Source organism: Kitasatospora aureofaciens (assembly GCF_019192735.1).
Lineage (GTDB): Bacteria > Actinomycetota > Actinomycetes > Streptomycetales > Streptomycetaceae > Kitasatospora > Kitasatospora aureofaciens_A.
Window position 1 is genome coordinate 50,364 of sequence record NZ_JAHTKP010000025.1, and the last position, 16,479, is coordinate 66,842.

General features: G+C 71.4%; 16 protein-coding genes and 1 riboswitch. Of the genes, 9 read left to right on the forward strand and 7 right to left on the reverse strand.

What is annotated here, in order from left to right:
- Positions 1-181 precede the first annotated feature (181 nt).
- The 6 genes from KV557_RS23505 (at position 182) to def (ending at position 6,743) form a co-directional block, all read left to right on the forward strand.
- Entirely contained in the window at positions 182-925 is a 744-nt protein-coding gene (locus KV557_RS23505; protein WP_308130030.1) for a sigma-70 family RNA polymerase sigma factor, read from the forward strand.
- Positions 922-1,329: a mycothiol system anti-sigma-R factor gene (rsrA, locus tag KV557_RS42895; protein WP_256177842.1), complete on the forward strand. Its 408-nt coding sequence runs from the start codon at positions 922-924 to the stop codon at positions 1,327-1,329. Before KV557_RS23505 ends, rsrA begins: the two co-directional genes overlap by 4 nt.
- A gap of 316 nt (positions 1,330-1,645) precedes the next feature.
- Complete coding sequence (locus KV557_RS44145; RefSeq protein WP_308130031.1) at positions 1,646-3,085, forward strand: HD-GYP domain-containing protein; 1,440 nt, start codon at positions 1,646-1,648, stop codon at positions 3,083-3,085.
- Positions 3,086-3,141: 56 nt separating this feature from the next.
- The gene (locus KV557_RS23520; RefSeq protein WP_218203421.1) at positions 3,142-4,578 is read left to right on the forward strand and encodes an HD domain-containing protein; all 1,437 of its coding nucleotides are present in this window, start codon (positions 3,142-3,144) and stop codon (positions 4,576-4,578) included.
- A 468-nt stretch (positions 4,579-5,046) separates the two neighbouring features.
- Complete coding sequence (locus tag KV557_RS23525) at positions 5,047-6,039, forward strand: tetratricopeptide repeat protein (protein WP_218203423.1); 993 nt, start codon at positions 5,047-5,049, stop codon at positions 6,037-6,039.
- Positions 6,040-6,167: 128 nt separating this feature from the next.
- Positions 6,168-6,743, forward strand: coding sequence for a peptide deformylase (gene def, locus KV557_RS23530; RefSeq protein ID WP_374106667.1), 576 nt, complete (start codon positions 6,168-6,170; stop codon positions 6,741-6,743).
- Between the two features lie 65 nt (positions 6,744-6,808).
- On the opposite strand, the gene KV557_RS23535 is transcribed toward def, so the two are convergent.
- From KV557_RS23535 to KV557_RS23545, 3 genes are all read right to left on the reverse strand, one after another.
- Positions 6,809-7,867 (reverse strand): ferritin-like domain-containing protein, encoded by a 1,059-nt coding sequence (locus tag KV557_RS23535; RefSeq protein WP_218203426.1) that lies wholly within the window; start codon positions 7,865-7,867, stop codon positions 6,809-6,811.
- 158 nt (positions 7,868-8,025) lie between these two features.
- Positions 8,026-8,298 (reverse strand): hypothetical protein, encoded by a 273-nt coding sequence (locus KV557_RS23540; RefSeq protein WP_218203429.1) that lies wholly within the window; start codon positions 8,296-8,298, stop codon positions 8,026-8,028.
- A complete protein-coding gene (locus KV557_RS23545) occupies positions 8,295-8,549 on the reverse strand; it encodes an ATP-binding protein (protein ID WP_218203430.1) in 255 nt (84 codons plus the stop codon). Before KV557_RS23545 ends, KV557_RS23540 begins: the two co-directional genes overlap by 4 nt.
- A gap of 28 nt (positions 8,550-8,577) precedes the next feature.
- On the opposite strand from KV557_RS23545, the gene KV557_RS23550 reads away from it, so the two are divergent.
- Together KV557_RS23550 and KV557_RS23555 are read left to right on the forward strand one after the other, a co-directional pair.
- Positions 8,578-9,252 carry a DUF5753 domain-containing protein gene (locus KV557_RS23550; protein ID WP_218203432.1) on the forward strand — a complete coding sequence of 225 codons (675 nt, stop codon included), beginning with the start codon at positions 8,578-8,580 and terminating at the stop codon, positions 9,250-9,252.
- Between the two features lie 92 nt (positions 9,253-9,344).
- Positions 9,345-9,950: an HD domain-containing protein gene (locus KV557_RS23555; protein ID WP_218203434.1), complete on the forward strand. Its 606-nt coding sequence runs from the start codon at positions 9,345-9,347 to the stop codon at positions 9,948-9,950.
- 18 nt (positions 9,951-9,968) lie between these two features.
- Here the strand turns inward: KV557_RS23555 and KV557_RS23560 are convergent, their stop codons facing one another.
- A complete protein-coding gene (locus KV557_RS23560) occupies positions 9,969-11,003 on the reverse strand; it encodes an IS630 family transposase (protein WP_308130032.1) in 1,035 nt (344 codons plus the stop codon).
- A gap of 120 nt (positions 11,004-11,123) precedes the next feature.
- On the opposite strand from KV557_RS23560, the gene KV557_RS44910 reads away from it, so the two are divergent.
- Positions 11,124-11,315, forward strand: a complete 192-nt coding sequence (locus tag KV557_RS44910) for a DUF397 domain-containing protein (RefSeq protein WP_218203436.1) — start codon at positions 11,124-11,126, stop codon at positions 11,313-11,315.
- Positions 11,316-11,374: 59 nt separating this feature from the next.
- On the opposite strand, the gene KV557_RS23570 is transcribed toward KV557_RS44910, so the two are convergent.
- The 3 genes from KV557_RS23570 to KV557_RS23580 all read right to left on the reverse strand — a co-directional run bounded on the left by KV557_RS23570 (position 11,375) and on the right by KV557_RS23580 (position 16,425).
- Positions 11,375-12,391, reverse strand: a complete 1,017-nt coding sequence (locus KV557_RS23570) for a ribonucleotide-diphosphate reductase subunit beta (RefSeq protein WP_218203437.1) — start codon at positions 12,389-12,391, stop codon at positions 11,375-11,377.
- Complete coding sequence (locus tag KV557_RS23575; protein ID WP_374106665.1) at positions 12,391-14,820, reverse strand: ribonucleoside-diphosphate reductase subunit alpha; 2,430 nt, start codon at positions 14,818-14,820, stop codon at positions 12,391-12,393. The genes KV557_RS23570 and KV557_RS23575 overlap by 1 nt, the downstream gene beginning before the upstream one ends.
- Before the next feature lie 164 nt (positions 14,821-14,984).
- Positions 14,985-15,114, reverse strand: a riboswitch (cobalamin riboswitch).
- A gap of 78 nt (positions 15,115-15,192) precedes the next feature.
- Positions 15,193-16,425 (reverse strand): GH12 family glycosyl hydrolase domain-containing protein, encoded by a 1,233-nt coding sequence (locus tag KV557_RS23580; protein WP_218203439.1) that lies wholly within the window; start codon positions 16,423-16,425, stop codon positions 15,193-15,195.
- Positions 16,426-16,479: the final 54 nt, after the last annotated feature.

Genomic DNA, 16,479 nt, shown 5'->3' on the forward strand with positions numbered 1-16,479 from the left:
CCGGTGAGAGGCAGGGCAGATGGGTTCGATCGCGTGCCCCGAGCGGCCGGAGGAGCGCGAGGCCGCGGCGGCCTTCGCTCCCGCCTGGTCCGATTGGATTGACGCGGGCGAGAAGCCCGTCAGCCCGATATCCTCCATTTCGGGGCGGCCCGCCGTGGGTCGTGCCCGCCATGCCGAGGAGGTGGGTCCGGTCGTCGGGACCGAGCACGAGGCCGAGCCTGGCCGGGGCCCAGATGAGGGCCGCCCCGAGGGCGAGGCGCTCACCGGTGAGGAGCTGGCCGAGGCGATCGGTGAGGACACCTTCCGGGTGTCGGCGGAGGAGACCGAGGAGGCCCGGCGGGAGCGCTTCGAGCGCGACGCCCTGGGCTACCTGGATCCGATGTACTCGGCCGCGCTGCGCATGACGCGCAACCCGGCCGATGCGGAGGACCTGCTCCAGGAGGCGTTCGCCAAGGCGTACGCGTCCTTCCACCAGTTCCGCGAGGGCACCAACCTCAAGGCCTGGCTGTACCGCATCCTCACCAACACGTTCATCAACTCGTACCGCAAGAAGCAGCGGGAGCCCCAGCGCACCGCCGCGGAGGAGATCGAGGACTGGCAGCTGGCCCGCGCCGAGTCGCACATGTCGACCGGTCTGCGCTCGGCCGAGACGCAGGCCCTCGACCACCTCCCGGACAGCGACGTCAAGGACGCCCTCCAGGCCATCCCGGAGGAATTCCGGATCGCCGTCTATCTCGCGGACGTAGAAGGCTTTGCGTACAAGGAGATCGCGGACATCATGGGTACTCCCATCGGTACGGTGATGTCCCGGCTGCACCGCGGCCGTCGTCAGCTGCGCGGCATGCTGGAGGATTACGCCCGTGAGCGCGGGCTGGTCCCGGCCGGCAGCGGGGCAGGGCAGGAAGCGAAGGGCTCGGGCTCATGAGCTGCGGCGATCCGCACGACACCGAGTGTGGCGAGGTCCTCGACCACCTCTATGAATTCCTCGACAACGAGATGGCAGAGGGCGACTGCGCGAAGCTGCGCGTGCACTTCGAGGAGTGCTCGCCCTGCCTCAAGCAGTACGGGCTGGAGCAGGCGATCAAGGCGCTGATCAAGCGCTCCTGCGGCTGCGACGACACTCCGACCGACCTGCGCAGCAAGGTGCTGGCCCGGATCGACTCGATCCGTTCCGGGCAGCGCTCCGGTGAGCAGGTGGTGGTCGCCGTCGAGAGCACGGTCGAGATCCACACCGAGACCGCCAGGCCGGCCCCCACGGTGGCCGACGGCCCGGCGGAGCCGGCGGTCCGGCCCGGCTCGCCGGTCGAGGCGGGCGCCCAGGCGGAGTAACCGGCCGGGCCCGCCGGCGAGGGCGGGCCGATCGGTCCGGACACGGAGTTCAGCGGCCCCGGGAGCGTGTGCTCCCGGGGCCGCTCCCTTTCTGCTTGCATGCGCCGTCACTCGTTCGAGTGAGTTGGCGGTGTGCCAGCTGCGGCATTGCGCGACCATGCGTCCCCACGCCCGACGAGCGGCCTATCCTCCTGACGGTAACTCACCGCCGGTCCGCCCGGCGCGCGAGCGCGGAGCGGGTCAGGACGGCGGGGAGGTCGAGATCGCTACCGACAGTGGAGGCCCGGCCCTGCCGGAGGGCGCGGCGCGGTACCTGGTGGCCGTCCCCGTGGCGGCGCTCTGCTGCCTGCTGCCGCTGCTGCCCGCCGGGGGTATGCCCGGCGTGCCGCGCTGGCTGGGCGCCCCGGTGGACTGGCCCAAGGTCGGGCTGCTGGGCTTCCTGCACGGCTGCTGGGAGTCGCTGGCCCAGGGACTGCCGACGCCCTGCCTGCACGTGGTCCGCCGACTGCTGCGCCGCCCGCCGCCGCCCGAACGGGCGCCCGCCCGGCCCGGCGTGAACGCCTTCTTCCCGGTGCTGTTCGCCGGCGTACTGATGCTTCCGCCGGCCGCCGCCGCGCTGGTCGCCGCGCCGGCCGCGCTGCTCGGCGGCCCCGGCGGGCGGCGCCACCGGCAGCGGCAGCTGTGGAACGGCTCCCAGCTCGCGTTGTGTGCCTTCGCCGCCGCGGCGGCCTTCCACCTGCTGCACGGGCCACAGCTGCTGCTCGGCTCCCGCTTTCCGGCCGCGCTGCTGCCCAGCCTCGCCGCCCTGGCCGCGTTCTGCCTGGTCAACGGGGTGCTGGTGGGCGTCATGCTGATGCTCACCGAGGACCGCCGGGCCGACGTGCTGCTGCGCGGGGCCTGCACGGTGTGCGGGCTGCCGGTACTGGTGCACGCGGCCGGCGGGCTCATGGTGGCCGTCCTGTGGCAGGGCCCGTACGGGGCGTTCGCCGCGCTGCTCGCCCTGCTGCCGCTGTCCATCTCGGCATGGGTGTTCGCCCAGGGGCACCGCGAGCGGGACGCCCACCAGGCGACCGTCCAGGCGCTGGTGCAGGCCGTCGAGATCAAGGACGCGTACACCCGCGGGCACAGCGAACGGGTCGGCCGGGCCGCCGTGCTGATCGCCGGTCAGCTCGGCATGGAGGCCGAGCGGCTGCGCACCCTGCGGTTCGCCGGGATCCTGCACGACGTCGGCAAGCTGGGCGTGGCCACCGAACTCCTGCGCAGAAACGGTCCCCTCAGCGAGACCGAGCGGCGGGCCGTCGAGGTCCACCCGGTGTACGGGTACGAGCTGGTGCGCGGGATCGCCTTCCTCGGCGAGGCGCACGACGGGATCCTGCACCACCACGAGCGGATGGACGGGCGCGGCTACCCCAGCGGGCTGACCGGCGACCGGATCCCCGAGTTCGCCCGGATCATCTCCGTCGCCGACGCCTTCGACTCGATGACCTCGACCCGCTCCTACCGGCGCGGACGGCCTGTCGCCGAGGCCGTCGCCGAGCTGGAGCGCTGCTCGGGCAGCCAGTTCGACCCGGTCATGGTCCGGGCGCTGATCGACGCGCTGGCCGTGCACGACTGGCAGCCGGTGCTGCCGCCGCCGCCCGGAGACTGCCTGCGGGCCGTCCCGGACATCCCGCTGGGCGTGCCCGAGCCGGTCCGGGCCGCGCCGCGCCGGGTGCCCGCCCAGGGCAGGACCGTCCCCACGGCCGGACAGACGTGACCGGCGCGGGCGTGACGGGCGGGGGTGTGATGGGCGGGGGCATGAACGGCGGAGGCATGACCGGTGCACGCGGTGCGGGCGCGGTGCGGGCGGCGGCGGCCGTGCTGCTGGCCGTCGCACTGGTGACGGTCGCGGTGCGCGGCATCGAGGAACCTGGGGTCGCCCTGGCGTTCACGGCGCTGATCGCGCTCGGCGAGTGCGTCCGGATCACCCTTCCGGGCGACCGCGAACAGGCGCCCATCGGCGCGGCCGGTGCGCTCGCGTACGCCCTGCTCGGGCCGCTGCGCGGGCTGCCCACCGCGCACGGGACGCTCCAGGTGGTTGCGATCACCGGCATCGGCCTGCTGCTGGCGTGGCTGCCCGGGCTCGCCCTGCCGAGGCCCAGCCGACCGCACCGGCGACCGCCCTGGGCCGACCCGGCCCGGCGGGACAGCGCCGCCCGGCGGCTGCTCGGGGTCGGCTTCGCCGCCGCCGTCTTCCAGCCGCTCTACAACGGCGGCCTGGTCGACCGCTTCTCGCCCGAGGGCCCGGCGTACGGGGTGTTCCTGACCGCCGTCGCCGCGCTGGCTGCGCTCTGCGACGCCACGCTGGCGGCGGTGCTGCGGTGCGACTGGGCCTGGCGGCCCGGTTTCGTCGTCGGCCCGGAGGGCGGGCCGGGCGGCGGTGGGGTGCGGGCATCGCAAGGCGGAGGGCGGGGGCACCGCCCGGCCGCCGGGAAGGCACGTGGGACTTCGGCGGCGCGCCCCAGGACCGGGCTGCGCTTCCCGGCCGCCCTGGAGGACGAGCTGCGGTCACTGTTCGGGATCGGCTCGGCGATCGTCGCCACCGGGATGCTGGTCAGCCTGGCGGCCGGCGAGGTCGGGCTGTGGGCGTTGCCGCTGTTCTGCACCCCGCTGCTGCTCGCCCAGGTGTCGTTCCGGCGGGCCGCGGCCGTCCGGGCCACCACCGGGCAGACCATCGCCAGCCTGGCCCGGGCCACCGAGGTGGCCGGCTACACCCCGCACGGGCACGCCCGCCGGGTCGCCGACACGGCGTGCGCGCTGGGCCGCGAGCTGGGGCTGGGCACCCGGGAGCTCGCCCTGCTGGAGTACGCGGCGCTGATGCACGACATCGGGCAGCTGTCGCTGGTCGAGCCCGTGCCGGACGGCGCCACCGCGCTGCTGCCCTGCGCGGAGCAGCAGCGGATCGCCCGGCTCGGCAGCGAGGTGATCAGCCGTACCGGGGTGCCCCGGCAGGTGGCCGAGCAGGTCGCCCGGCTGGCCGACCCCTGCGCCGGGCCGGCCGGCGGCGACGGCTCGGTGCCGCTGGCGGCCCGGATCATCCGGGTGGCCAACGCACACGACGACCTGCTGACGGCGGCCCGCGGACGCGGGGTCGGCGAGGCGGTGGGGCGGCTGGAGGCCATGGAGGTGCTGCGGCTGGGCCGGGGGCGGGTGTACGACGCGCGGGTGGTGGACGCCCTGGCCCGCGTGGGCGGCCAGAGCCGGGGCTGACCGCCGGGCCGAAGAGGTGGTGGGGTCGGAGCGGCGGGCCGTGGGCCCGGCGTGGGGCCGAGTCAGGCTGATGGGCCGGACGGACCCGGCGTGGGGCCGAGCCGGGATGGTTGATCGGTCGGCGCAGGTGCGGTGTGGGGCGAGCTCTGGAGCGGCCTGTCCGGGCCGGGCAGCTCCGGGCGGGCCGGTGGGTGCGTCGCGGGTGTGGGGTGCAGGTGGTGCGTGGGGCCGAGCAGGGGGCCGTCGGGGTTGAGGTGGGGCGGTGGGGCGGGCAGGCTGGGTAGGAGCGGCCCCAACCTCGGCGGTGGGGAGCGCAGTCGGGGGCGGGCGTGGTTGGATGCGGTCGTAGCGTGGAACACCGACCCGGGGCACCGGGCCCGTACCCCGCGGAAGCTCCTCTGTCTCTGCGGAAGTAGGGGCGGGAGGAGCGGTACGGGACTTGAGCGGACGACGACGGCAGGGACGAACGTGAGGATCTTCCACCGGGCACGGCACCGGCCGTCCGCCACCTGGCGGCAGACGACCGACCGGGCTTTCACGCTGATCGGCGACGGCCGCTACGAGGACGCGGGCGCGCTGCTGGTGATGGCCGCCGACCTGGAGCCGTGGCTCTCCGACTCCTGGTTCAACCTCGCCCTGCTGCACAAGTTCCGCCGCGACTGGGAGCAGGCCCGCTCGGCCGGCCTGCGGGCCGTCGCGCTGCTCGACCGCGAGCACGGCGCCCCCGACTGGTGGAACCTGGGCATCACCGCGACCGCCCTGCAGGACTGGCCGCTGGCCCGCCGCGCCTGGCAGGCGTACGGGCTGAAGCTGCCCGGCGGCCCCGGCGCGCAGCCGGACGGCCCGGTCAGCCTGGACCTCGGCACCACGCCGGTGCGGCTCTCCCCGGACGGCGAGTCCGAGGTGGTGTGGGGCCGCCGGCTGGACCCGGCCCGGATCGAGGTGCTGTCCATCCCGCTGCCGTCCTCCGGCCGCCGCTGGGGCGAGGTGGTGCTGCACGACGGCGCCCCGCACGGCGAGCGGGTCACCGACGGGGTCGCGTACCCGGTGTTCGACGAGATCGAGCTGTGGGCGCCGTCCCCGGTGCCGACGTACGTGGTGCTGCTGCAGGCCGCCACGGCGGGGGACCGGGACGCGCTGGAGCGGATGGTCGCGGACTCGGGCTTCGCGGCGGAGGACTGGACGTCCTCGGTGCGGCTGCTCTGCCGGGCCTGTTCGGAGAGCCGGATGGCCTCGGACGACGGGCACACCGCCCACCACGACCCGCACGACGACGGCGACGCCGCGCACCCCGGCCACCTGAGCCACCTGAGCCAGGGCGGCGCGGCCGGGATGTCCTGGCTGGTGGAGCGGGAGTGCGGGATTGCCGCGCCGGCCCATCTGGTGCGGACGCTGCTGGAGCGGTGGGTCGCCGCCGCCCCGGCGAGCCGGGCATATCGCGATCTTGAAGAAGTCTGCTGAGCGGGCCGCTTACCCTTGAGCGGTATACCTCGACAGTCCTCGGATTCGGAAGCGGAATAGCAGCGATGGCGGAGCAGCACGACCAGCAGCACGAGCACGACCTGGAGGGGGCGGCGCCCGAGGCCCCGGTGAAGGTGGTCGGCGAGGAGCCGGACCTCTCCAAGGGCACCGCGCGTCCGATCACCGTGGTCGGCAACCCCGTTCTGCACCGCGAGGTCAAGGACGTCACCGCGTTCGACGCCGAGCTGTCGGCGCTGATCGACGACATGTTCCAGTCGATGTACGCAGCCGAGGGCGTGGGCCTCGCGGCCAACCAGATCGGCGTGGACCTCAAGGTCTTCGTCTACGACTGCCCGGACGACGAGGGCGTGCGCCACATCGGCCACGTGATCAACCCGGTGCTGGAGGAGTACCCGGCCGACCGCAAGCGGGTGCTGGACGACGGCAACGAGGGCTGCCTCTCGGTGCCGACCGCGTACGCGGAGCTGCCCCGCCCCGACTACGCCGCGGTCACCGGCGTGGACAAGGACGGCAACCCGATCCGGGTCGAGGGCACCGGCTTCTTCGCCCGCTGCCTGCAGCACGAGACCGACCACCTGTACGGCTTCCTCTACATCGACAAGCTGTCGAAGCGGGACCGCAAGGACGCCCTGCGGCAGATGGCCGAGGGCACCCCGCGGTACGCGACCGTGCCGAACGAGTAACGGCTGATGGCGTGTTGAAGGCCGGTGCGGGCGATCCGCACCGGCCTTCGTGCTGTCCGTTGTGCCTACTGCTGGACGAACAGCCACTCCGGGCCGTAGGCGAAGCGGGGGTTGGCGGGCAGCTTGACGCCGTTGATCTGCTGGGCCGTCCCGCGCATGGCGCCCATCAGGCCGATCGCGGTGCCGATCGACGCGGACCCGAGGTCGCTCCAGGCCTCTTCGAGGGCACGCAGCATGTTGCTGTACTGCTGGTTGAAGGTGTGCAGGAGCCGGGCGGTGTCCGGGTCGGGCTGGTTGGGCTTGTCGTTCGCCCACCCGCCCTTGGGCACCCGGGCGACCGGGGACGTCGGGGGGAGGGGGACCGGGTCGCCGGTGAACTCCCACCGCATGGTCTTGGGGTTCAGGACGAGCCGCTTGCCCTCGGCGATCTCCTTGAAGGCGTAGTAGTGGGCGAGTTCGCCCGGGTCGCCGGGGAACGGGTTCTCGGGGGAGCACTCGGTGCCCTCACCCTGGGACTGAATGATCTTGATTGCCTTGAGGACGTCGTCGATGGTGTTCATCGGGACGATGTCGTTGCCGGCGCCGTGCTTCGCTCCGAGGGGGAACGTCACCTGCCGCTGACCGGTGAGCAGGTGGGCGTACTTCGGAAAGACCTTGGCGATCCGCTGGTAGAAGGCGCCGATCGTGTTGCCGTCGAGCGCGAAGGCGAGCGGGTTCTCGGGCTTCTCGATGTCGGAGAACAGCTTGGCCGACTCCCGGGTCAGCCCGCTGAGGTAGACCTTCAGCCCGGGGTTGACCTTGCCGGGGAGCTCGCCCGGGTACTTGGGGACGGTGAGCGGGTTGGTGAGGACGACGGTGCCACCGATGCTGGTGAGCATGTTGCAGACCAGGCCGAAGTGGGACATCTCATCGAAGATGATCTCGCGGATCGTCTGGTAGACGCCGGCCGTGTTGTCCTGGTTGGTGATCGACCAGAGCGCGGTGGCGTAGGGCGGGATGGTCGCCAACTCCAGCATGATCGCGTGGCCGAGGGCGTCCTTGAGTTCCTGCTCGGTCCAGTCCTCCTCCGCCATGCTCATGAGTCGGACGATGCCGTCGCCCTCGTAGTCCAGAACTGCCGTCACGGTGAGCCCCTTTCGTTCTGCTGTGGGCTGGACCGTAGCCGGGGCTTTGCCGTGCATATGCGCGCGATGCCGGTGTGGCCCGGGAGTTCATCCGGACGGGCGGCGTGCGGACATTCGGCCGCCCCGCCCGGCGTGAGCGCCGGGCGGGGCGGGGGAGTTCAGAGCTGGTGGGTGGTGATGGTGATCGGGTGGGCGGTCCAGTCGGTGAGTTCGCCGACGTAGAGGGTGACGCTCCAGCGGCCGCCCCGGGCGAGGCAGCGGGCGACGCCGTCACCGCCGCCCGGGCCGATGCAGAGGCGGATGAAGTCCCGGTGGGCCGCGCGGATCGGGAGCCGGCGGACGTGCTCCCAGAGGACGGGCAGCGCGTGGTCGAGGCTCGGGAAGACGGCGGGCGGCATGATGCCGGTGATCCGGGCCCGGACGGCGCTCACGCGGCGGCCGCCTCGGGGGAGACGTGGCACCAGACGAACTTGCCGATGCCGCCCTTGCGCGGGCAGCAGCCCCACTGGGTGGCCAACTCCTCGACTAGGAGCAGGCCTCGGCCGGTCTCGGAGGAGACGGAGGCGGGGCGGAGGGCGGGCTTCTCGCTGTCGGCGTCGTGCACCTCGATGCGGAGGGTGTTGTCCGGGACGAGCTGGAAGCGGACGAAGATCAGTCGGATCGAGAACGCGAGGCTGGGCATTTCGCTCGGCGAACTGCGCGACCTGCTGATGTTCTACGACGTTGACGATCCCGAGCACGTGGACGAGCTTGTGGCGCTGGCTCGCAGAGGGCGCGAACCCGGCTGGGTGCAGCGGGCGCGTGCAGCTCGGCCGTCGTACTCGGACTTCATCGGCTACGAGGAGACGGCCGACTGCATTCGGTCGTTTCAGAACACCTTGGTAGCGGGGCTCTTGCAGACGCCCGACTATGCCCGCGCGGTGCTTCAGGCTCGGCCTTCAGCTCTCTGCAAAGAGGAGGTGGATGCCCTCGTGACGGCGCGGATAGCTCGACAGGAAGTGCTGGAGCGGGCCGATCCGCCGCGTCTCTGCGTGATCCAGGGAGAAGGGGCTCTCCGGATTCAGGTGGGCGGGGCGAAGGTGATGGCCCGCCAGCTCGACAGACTTGTCGAGCTGGTGGAGAACCCGCGTATCGAATTGCAGGTGCTGCCGGACAGGGCGGGCGCTCATGCCGGGCTCTTCGAGGCATTCGTGCTGTTCAGCTTCCCTACCCCGGTGTTCTCCGACGTTGTATGCGTGGAGCACCGAACGGGAACGCTCTACATGGAGACGCCTGAGGAGACGAACGAATACGGGCTGATCTTCGATTCGCTCCGCGCAACCGCCTTGAGCCCGGCAGACAGCCTCGACATGATCGCTCAGGTACGGCAAGAGCTGTACCGCTAGTGCCGTGGCCGCGAACGCTCACCGGGTCGGGAGTCCAGTCCTGGCTAAGGTGCGCGTAGCGGAATGATGTTCGGTTGTAAGGGGTTTGGCGGATGCTGATCGAGGTTGCAGGGGTGCGCGTACCTGTGGGGCGGGCGACAGAGGCGGCGCGGCTGGTCTGTGAGGAATACGCTGACGAGGCGCTGTACCACCACTCTGTGCGGTCATACTTCTTCGGCGCGGCCTGGGCGGAGGCGCGTGGCCTCGACTTCGACCGTGAGCTGTTCTTCGTCTCGGCGTTGCTGCACGACTTGGGGCTCGTTCCGCCCTTCGACAGTCACACGCTCTCGTTTGAAGAGGCTGGTGGCCACCTGGCCCGGGTCTTCACGGCCGGTCTCGGCTGGCCGACTGAGCGACGCGACCGGGCGGCTGAGCTGATCGTGCTCCATATGCGGGACGACGTTGCGCCGGAAGTAGACGTGGAGAGCCGACTGTTGCAGGTGGGGACGAGCGCGGATGTATCCGGGGCGGGCCTGGAAGCCTTCGACCCGTCTTTCACGGACACACTCGTTGGTGCATACCCCCGGCTGGGCTTCGCCAAGTCCTTCGTGCGCTTGTTCCAGGACCAGGCAGAGCGTAAGCCGGGGTGCGCGGCGGCGCAGTTGGTAGCGGGAGAGTGGGCGGAACGGACTGTATCCAATCTGCTCGATCAGGGCTGATGGCCGGGAAACGGATCGTCACGCGGCTTCCGTGACGGGGCGTCCGCCCCAGCGCAGGTAGACGTGCAGGGCCCGGGTCTGGACGGTGTGGTTCGGATGGTGGGAGTTGGCCAGAGTGAACTGCCGCAGCGGTCCGAAATGGGCCTCGATGGGGTTGGCCCAGGAGGCGTTGGTCGGGGTGAAGCACAGCTCCACCTTGCTTTTCTTCGCCCAGGCGCGGATCTTGGTGCCCTTGTGGGCGGAGAGGTTGTCCAGGATCACGTAGATGGGTGCACCGTCTGGGCGGGCGGCCCGGATCGACTTCAGGGCCGCGAGGGTGTTGGCCGCGCCTTTGCGGCGGCGGTTGACGCCCCACAGGGTGTCGTCCCCGACCGAGTAGCAGCCGTGGAAGTAGGTGACGCCGTGGGTGCGGTGGTAGGTCGCCGGGACCCGGTTGGGGCGGCCCTGTTCGGCCCAGCAGGACCCACCGGTGGGGCGGATGCCCAGCGGGCCGAACTCGTCGAACGCGAAGGTGCGGTCGGGGAAGTTTTCCAAGACATGCTCGATGCGGTCGAGTTTGGCGTCGCGCTCGGGATCGGTGGACTCCTTCCAGGTCTTGGTCCGCTGGAAGGTGATGCCGCGGCGGGCGAGCAGACAGCGCAGGGCCTCGCGGCCGATGCGGATCACCCGGCCGTGGACACGGCGCAGGTAGGCGGCGAGCTTACGTAACGACCAGCGGGTGAAGGGCTGGCCGAGTTTGGCCGGGCGGGTGGTGGCCGTCTGGACGACGAAGTCCTCGTCGTCAGGGCTGAGCAGGCGGGGACGGCCTCCCGCCCATTGAGGGTCCAGGCAGGCCAGGCCGATCTCGTTGAACCGGTGGATCACGTCGCGGACCGTGTCCTCGTCGGCCTGGACCAGCTGGGCGATGACCGGCACGCGGTTCCCGCCGGCCGAGGCCAGCAGCATCATCGCGCGCCGGTAGCGCACCGAGCTGCTGTCGCCCCGGCGCACGATCTGCTGCAGCCGCTGCCCCTCCTGATCGGTCAGCCTGCGGACTCGAACGGGCTCAGCCACCACACCTCCACCTGTCGGACGGCCTGTCGGCTCACATCCAACCGGCCCGCCACCCATCAGCGCGAACCGCAACCCGGTGAACCATCGCGGTCAGAGCACTAGGCAGTAGAGGGGTAAGGCATGCGTGTCGTGTGGCGTAAGAGCAGTTTCAGCGGTCAGGGCGGTGACTGTATCGAGGTAGCTGACGGGATGGCCGGCGTTGTTCCTGTCCGTGACTCGAAGGACCCGGATGGGGCGGCTCTTCTCTTCTCCGCCGATGCGTGGGAGGCCTTCGTCGGCGGTGTGAAAGCAGGAGAGTTCCCAGGCGTCTGATCCAACAGCGCTGCCCCGCACGGCTTGTGGCCGTGCGGGGCAGCGTCGTTGTGTCGTCTCTAGAACTCGTCGTCGAAGGAGACGGAGCCCTCGACGGCGACCTGGTAGGCGCTGACCCGGCGCTCGAAGAAGTTGGTCAGCTCCTGGACGTTCTGGAGCTCCATGAAGCCGAACGGGTTGGTCGACCCATACCGGATCGGCAGGCCCAGGCGGGCCAGGCGCTGGTCCGCAACGGCCTCCAGGTACTGGCGCATCGAGTCGGTGTTCATGCCGGCCAGGCCGTCACCGCAGAGGTCCTGGGCGAACTGGAGCTCGGCCTCGACGGCCTCCTCCAGCATCTCCGTGACCTGCTTGGCCATCTCGTCGTCGAAGAGGTCGGGCTCCTCCTCGCGGACGGTGTCGACCACCGACATCGCGAAGTCCATGTGCATGGACTCGTCGCGGAACACCCAGTTGGTGCCGGTGGCCAGGCCGTGGAGCAGGCCGCGCGACCGGAACCAGTACACGTACGCGAACGCGCCGTAGAAGAACAGGCCCTCCACACACGCTGCGAAGCAGATCAGGTTGAGCAGGAACGCCCGCCTGTCCTCCTTCGTCTGCAGCGAGTCGATGTGGTCGACCGCGTTCATGTACTTGAAGCAGAACTGGGCCTTCTGGTGGATGGAGGGGATGTTCTCCACCGCGGCGAAGGCCGCGTTGCGGTCCTCCGGGTCAGGCAGGTAGGTGTCGAGCAGCGTCAGGTAGAACTGGACGTGCACGGCCTCCTCGAACAGCTGGCGCGACAGGTACAGCCGCGCCTCCGGGGAGTTGATGTGCTTGTAGAGGCTCAGCACCACGTTGTTCGCCACGATCGAGTCGCCCGTCGCGAAGAACGCGACCAGGCGGCCGATCAGGTGGCGCTCGCCCTCGCTGAGCTTGGCCAGGTCGGCGACGTCGGAGTGCAGGTCCACCTCCTCCACCGTCCAGGTGTTCTTGATCGCGTCCCGGTACCGGTCGTAGAACGACGGGTAGCGCATCGGGCGCAGGGTCAGCTCGAAGCCGGGGTCGAGCAGCATCTTCTGGCGATCGTCGGACATTACTGGCAGGCCTCGCAGGACTCGGGGTTCTCCAGGGAGCAGGCCAGCGCGGCCTCTTCCTCCGGCGTGAGGGTCGGGGTGTTCACCGGCACCGGAGCCGCGGTCCGGGCGGCGCCGGGGGCGGCCTGGGCGATGCGGGTCGCCGGGCGCGAGCGCAGGTAGTAGGTGGTCTTCAGACCGACCTTCCACGCGTACGCGTACATCGAGCTGAGCTTGCCGATGGTCGGCGCGGCCATGAACAGGTTCAGCGACTGGCTCTGGTCGAGGTACGGCATGCGGGCCGCGGCCAGGTCGATCAGCGCGCGCTGGGGCAGCTCCCAGGCCGTCCGGTAGAGCGAACGGACCTCGGCGGGCAGCCAGTTGAACTCCTGGACGGAGCCGTTGGCGTCGCGCAGCGCGTCCCGGGTCTGCTCGTCCCAGACGCCGAGCTCCTTGAGCTCGCGCACCAGGTACGGGTTGACCTGGAGGAACTCGCCGGACAGGGTCTCGCGCTTGAACAGGTTGGACACCTGCGGCTCGATGCACTCGTACACACCGGCGATGGACGCGATGGTCGCGGTCGGGGCGATCGCGAGCAGCAGCGAGTTGCGCAGGCCGGTCTCGGCGATCCGGGCGCGCAGCGCCTCCCAACGCCCGGCCCACTGCGGGGCGGCCGACGGGAAGTGGTCGATGTGCAGCTCGCCGCGGGCGGCGCGGGTCTCGCCGTACGCCTCGTGGCGGCCCAGCTGCTCGGCCAGGTCGGCGGAGCGCTCGTAGGCGGTGAGCATGATGCGCTCGGCGATCAGGGTGGAGAGGGCCTTCGCCTCCGCCGAGTCGAAGTCGATCCGCAGCTTGAAGAAGACGTCCTGCAGGCCCATCACGCCCAGGCCGACCGGGCGCCAGCGGGAGTTGGACGTCCCCGCCTCAACCGTCGGGTAGAAGTTGATGTCCACCACGCGGTCGAGGAAGGTGACGGCGGTGCGCACGGTGGCGTCCAGCCGCTCCCAGTCCATCGCACCCAGCAGGTCGTCGACAGAAGCGCCGGCAGCCACGTGGGCGCCGAGGTTGACCGAGCCGAGGTTGCAGACGGCGGTCTCGGAGTCGTCCGTGACCTCCAGGATCTCGGTGCACAGGTTGGACGAGTGCACCGTCCGGCCGGGCAGCGCGGTCTGGTTGGCGGCGCGGTTGGAGGCGTCCTTGAAGGTCATCCAGCCGTTGCCGGTCTGCGCCAGGGTGCGCATCATGCGGGCGTAGAGGGTCTGCGCCGGGATGGTGCGGACGGCCTTGCCGGCCAGCTCGGCCTTGCGGTAGGCCTCGTCGAAGTCGGCGCCCCAGAGGTCGACGAGCTCGGGCACGTCGGCGGGGGAGAACAGCGACCAGTCCGCGTTGGCGTTGACCCGGCGCATGAACTCGTCCGGGATCCAGTGCGCCAGGTTGAGGTTGTGGGTGCGGCGCGCCTCCTCGCCGGTGTTGTCGCGCAGTTCGAGGAACTCCTCGATGTCCGCGTGCCAGGTCTCCAGGTAGACGCAGGCCGCACCCTTGCGGCGGCCGCCCTGGTTGACCGCGGCGACCGAGGAGTCGAGGGTGCGCAGGAACGGGACGATGCCGTTGGACTTGCCGTTGGTGCCGCGGATCAGGCTGCCGCGGGAGCGGATGCGCGAGTAGGACAGGCCGATGCCGCCGGCGTGCTTGGACAGCCGGGCGATCTGCGCGTAGCGGTTGTAGATCGAGTCCAGGTTGTCCAGCGGCGAGTCGAGCAGGTAGCAGCTCGACATCTGCGGGTGCCGGGTACCCGAGTTGAACAGGGTCGGCGAGGAGGTCAGGTACTCCAGGCGGCTCATCAGGCCGTACAGCTCGGCCACCTCGCGCACCGACTGCTCGTTGTCACCGACCGCCAGGCCGCAGGCGACGCGGAGCAGGAAGTGCTGCGGGGTCTCGACGACCTTGCGGGTGATCGGGTGGCGCAGCAGGTAGCGGGACTGCACGGTGCGCAGGCCGAAGTACTCGAAGCGGTCGTCGCCGTGGGCGTCGATCAGCGCGTCCAGGGCGGCGGCGTGCTTGGTGACGAAGGCGGCGGTGGTGTCGCCGATCAGGCCCTCGGCGTGGCCGACGGCGACCGAGGCGGAGAAGGAGGTCGAGCCCTGGCTGGTCGCCTCGTCGACGATCTCGAGGGCGAGCAGGCGGGCGGCCAGCTTCGAGTACTGCGGGTCCTCGGCGATCATCGACGCGGCGGCGTCCACGGCCAGCCCGCGCAGCTCGGCGAAGTCCGAGCCGGCGTGGCGCCCGCGCAGCGCGGCGGCGGCGACGTGACCGGGGTCCACCTGGGGGAGATCGGCGCTGCGGTCGGTGAGCAGCCGCAGGAGCGCGCCGCCGGGGTCGGAGACCGTCGGGTCGGCGGGGGCGGAGCCGGAGCCCTGGGCGGGCAGGGTGGCTGAGGCAGCGATGGTCAAGGCGCTCTCTCCTGGCGGCGATCGGCGGCGGTGATCGGAGTACCGGGCCGTTCGGGGCAGGGGAGCACGGCGCGGACGCAAGCGGCGTCCGCGCGACGGTGGCATCCCCGGCCCGCCCGCGAGGCCCGGAAGGTACTGCTCGTGCTGCCGGCCTCTGCGGGAGGGCCTGTGGCACGCCGTCGGCAGGTACTCGGACTCGCGGGCACGGCTCGTGGAGCCGCCCGCACACCGCTGCGGGGCAGTCCCGGACTCGCACCGGGTTCCCCTGCGTCGACAGCAGGGATGAGCATACATCTAGTGCTGTGAATCCGATGCAGCCCCACATGTAGTGTCGCGCAGCACAGTTGTTCGAGCCTGAGTGCGATAGGCTGCTCAGGCCGGAGGGTGCCATTCCTGGCCCGTACGGCCGTCGCAGGGGCGCATACGCACCTGTGCGGCCCCGCCCGCGGCGGCACCGGGATTCTCGACGCAGCGCCCGGTGTCCTGGTTCGCGAGCTGGCCCGTGGGGGTCACCCGCCAGCGCTGGTCGGGGCGTGAGGTGCAGCCGGTGAGGACGGGGAAGCCGATGTCCGGGTCCTCGACGCAGCGTCCGTTCTGGCCGATCGAACCGTCGTCCGCCATCGTCCAGGTCTGTGCCGCGGAGCCGTCGCAGGTGCCGGCGCCGACCGCGGCCGGATCGCCCGGCACCCGGCTGTCCAGGCAGAGGCCGGGCAGCGCCGAGGTGATCGCGCCGCTGGGCTGGCCGGCGGCGGCCTGGAACGAGAACGCGTCGCTGCCGAGCCCGGCGCCGCCGTCCCAGATCTCGAACCCGGCCTGGACGGCGCACAGGTACGAGCCGGCCGGGACGTAGCCGCGCTGGACGGCGTCGCGGGTGAAGGCCCGCAGGTCCAGGTCGGTGACGGAGGTCGCGCTGGTGGCCATCTCGTAGGTGATCAGCGTGTGGCTGCTCTTCTTCGGTGCCTGGTACACGCCGTAGGAGGTGCCGCCGACCCGCAGCTCGCCGGCCTGGTCGCCGAACGGCGTCTTGCCGTTGCCGCGCAGCCAGATCATCAGCTCGGCGCTCTCGGTGAAGGAGCAGCTGGTCCGGCTGTTGCTGTACCAGATGTCGTACGACACGTTGTAGACGCCGCCGTCGACCTGGGTGGTGCGCCAGCTGCTGGTCGCGTACCGCAGGTTGTTGACGGCGATGGGCAGCGGGCCGGTGCCGGGCTGGAGCTGGGTGCTGATGTGCGGGTAGGCGCCGGGGCCGCGGTCCGGGTCGATCAGGCTGGCGCGGCCGATGCCGCTGCGGGTCACCCGGAAGCCGGTGGCGCCGTCGGTGCTGCTGATGCAGAGGCCGCCGGTGGCGTTCCACTCGTTGGGGTTGATCAGGTAGCGGCCGGAGTCGACGGCCTGGGAGGGGTAACGGTTCTGCCCGGTGGAGCAGAGCTCGCCGGCGGTGGCGGCCGGCAGCGGGGTGACCGCGGGGGCCGCCAGGGCGGGCTCCTGGTGGTCCCTGGGGAGCAGCAGGGCGCACAGGATCAGCACGATCACGAGGGTCGGCGCGAGCCACCACCACGGGCGCCTGCCTGCGTACCCGGTTCCGGGCATGGCGGGGTTGGTCATGGGGTTCTCGCCTCCCTGCTGCTGTGTGGTTGTCCGGTCCGTCGGTCCGGCCTG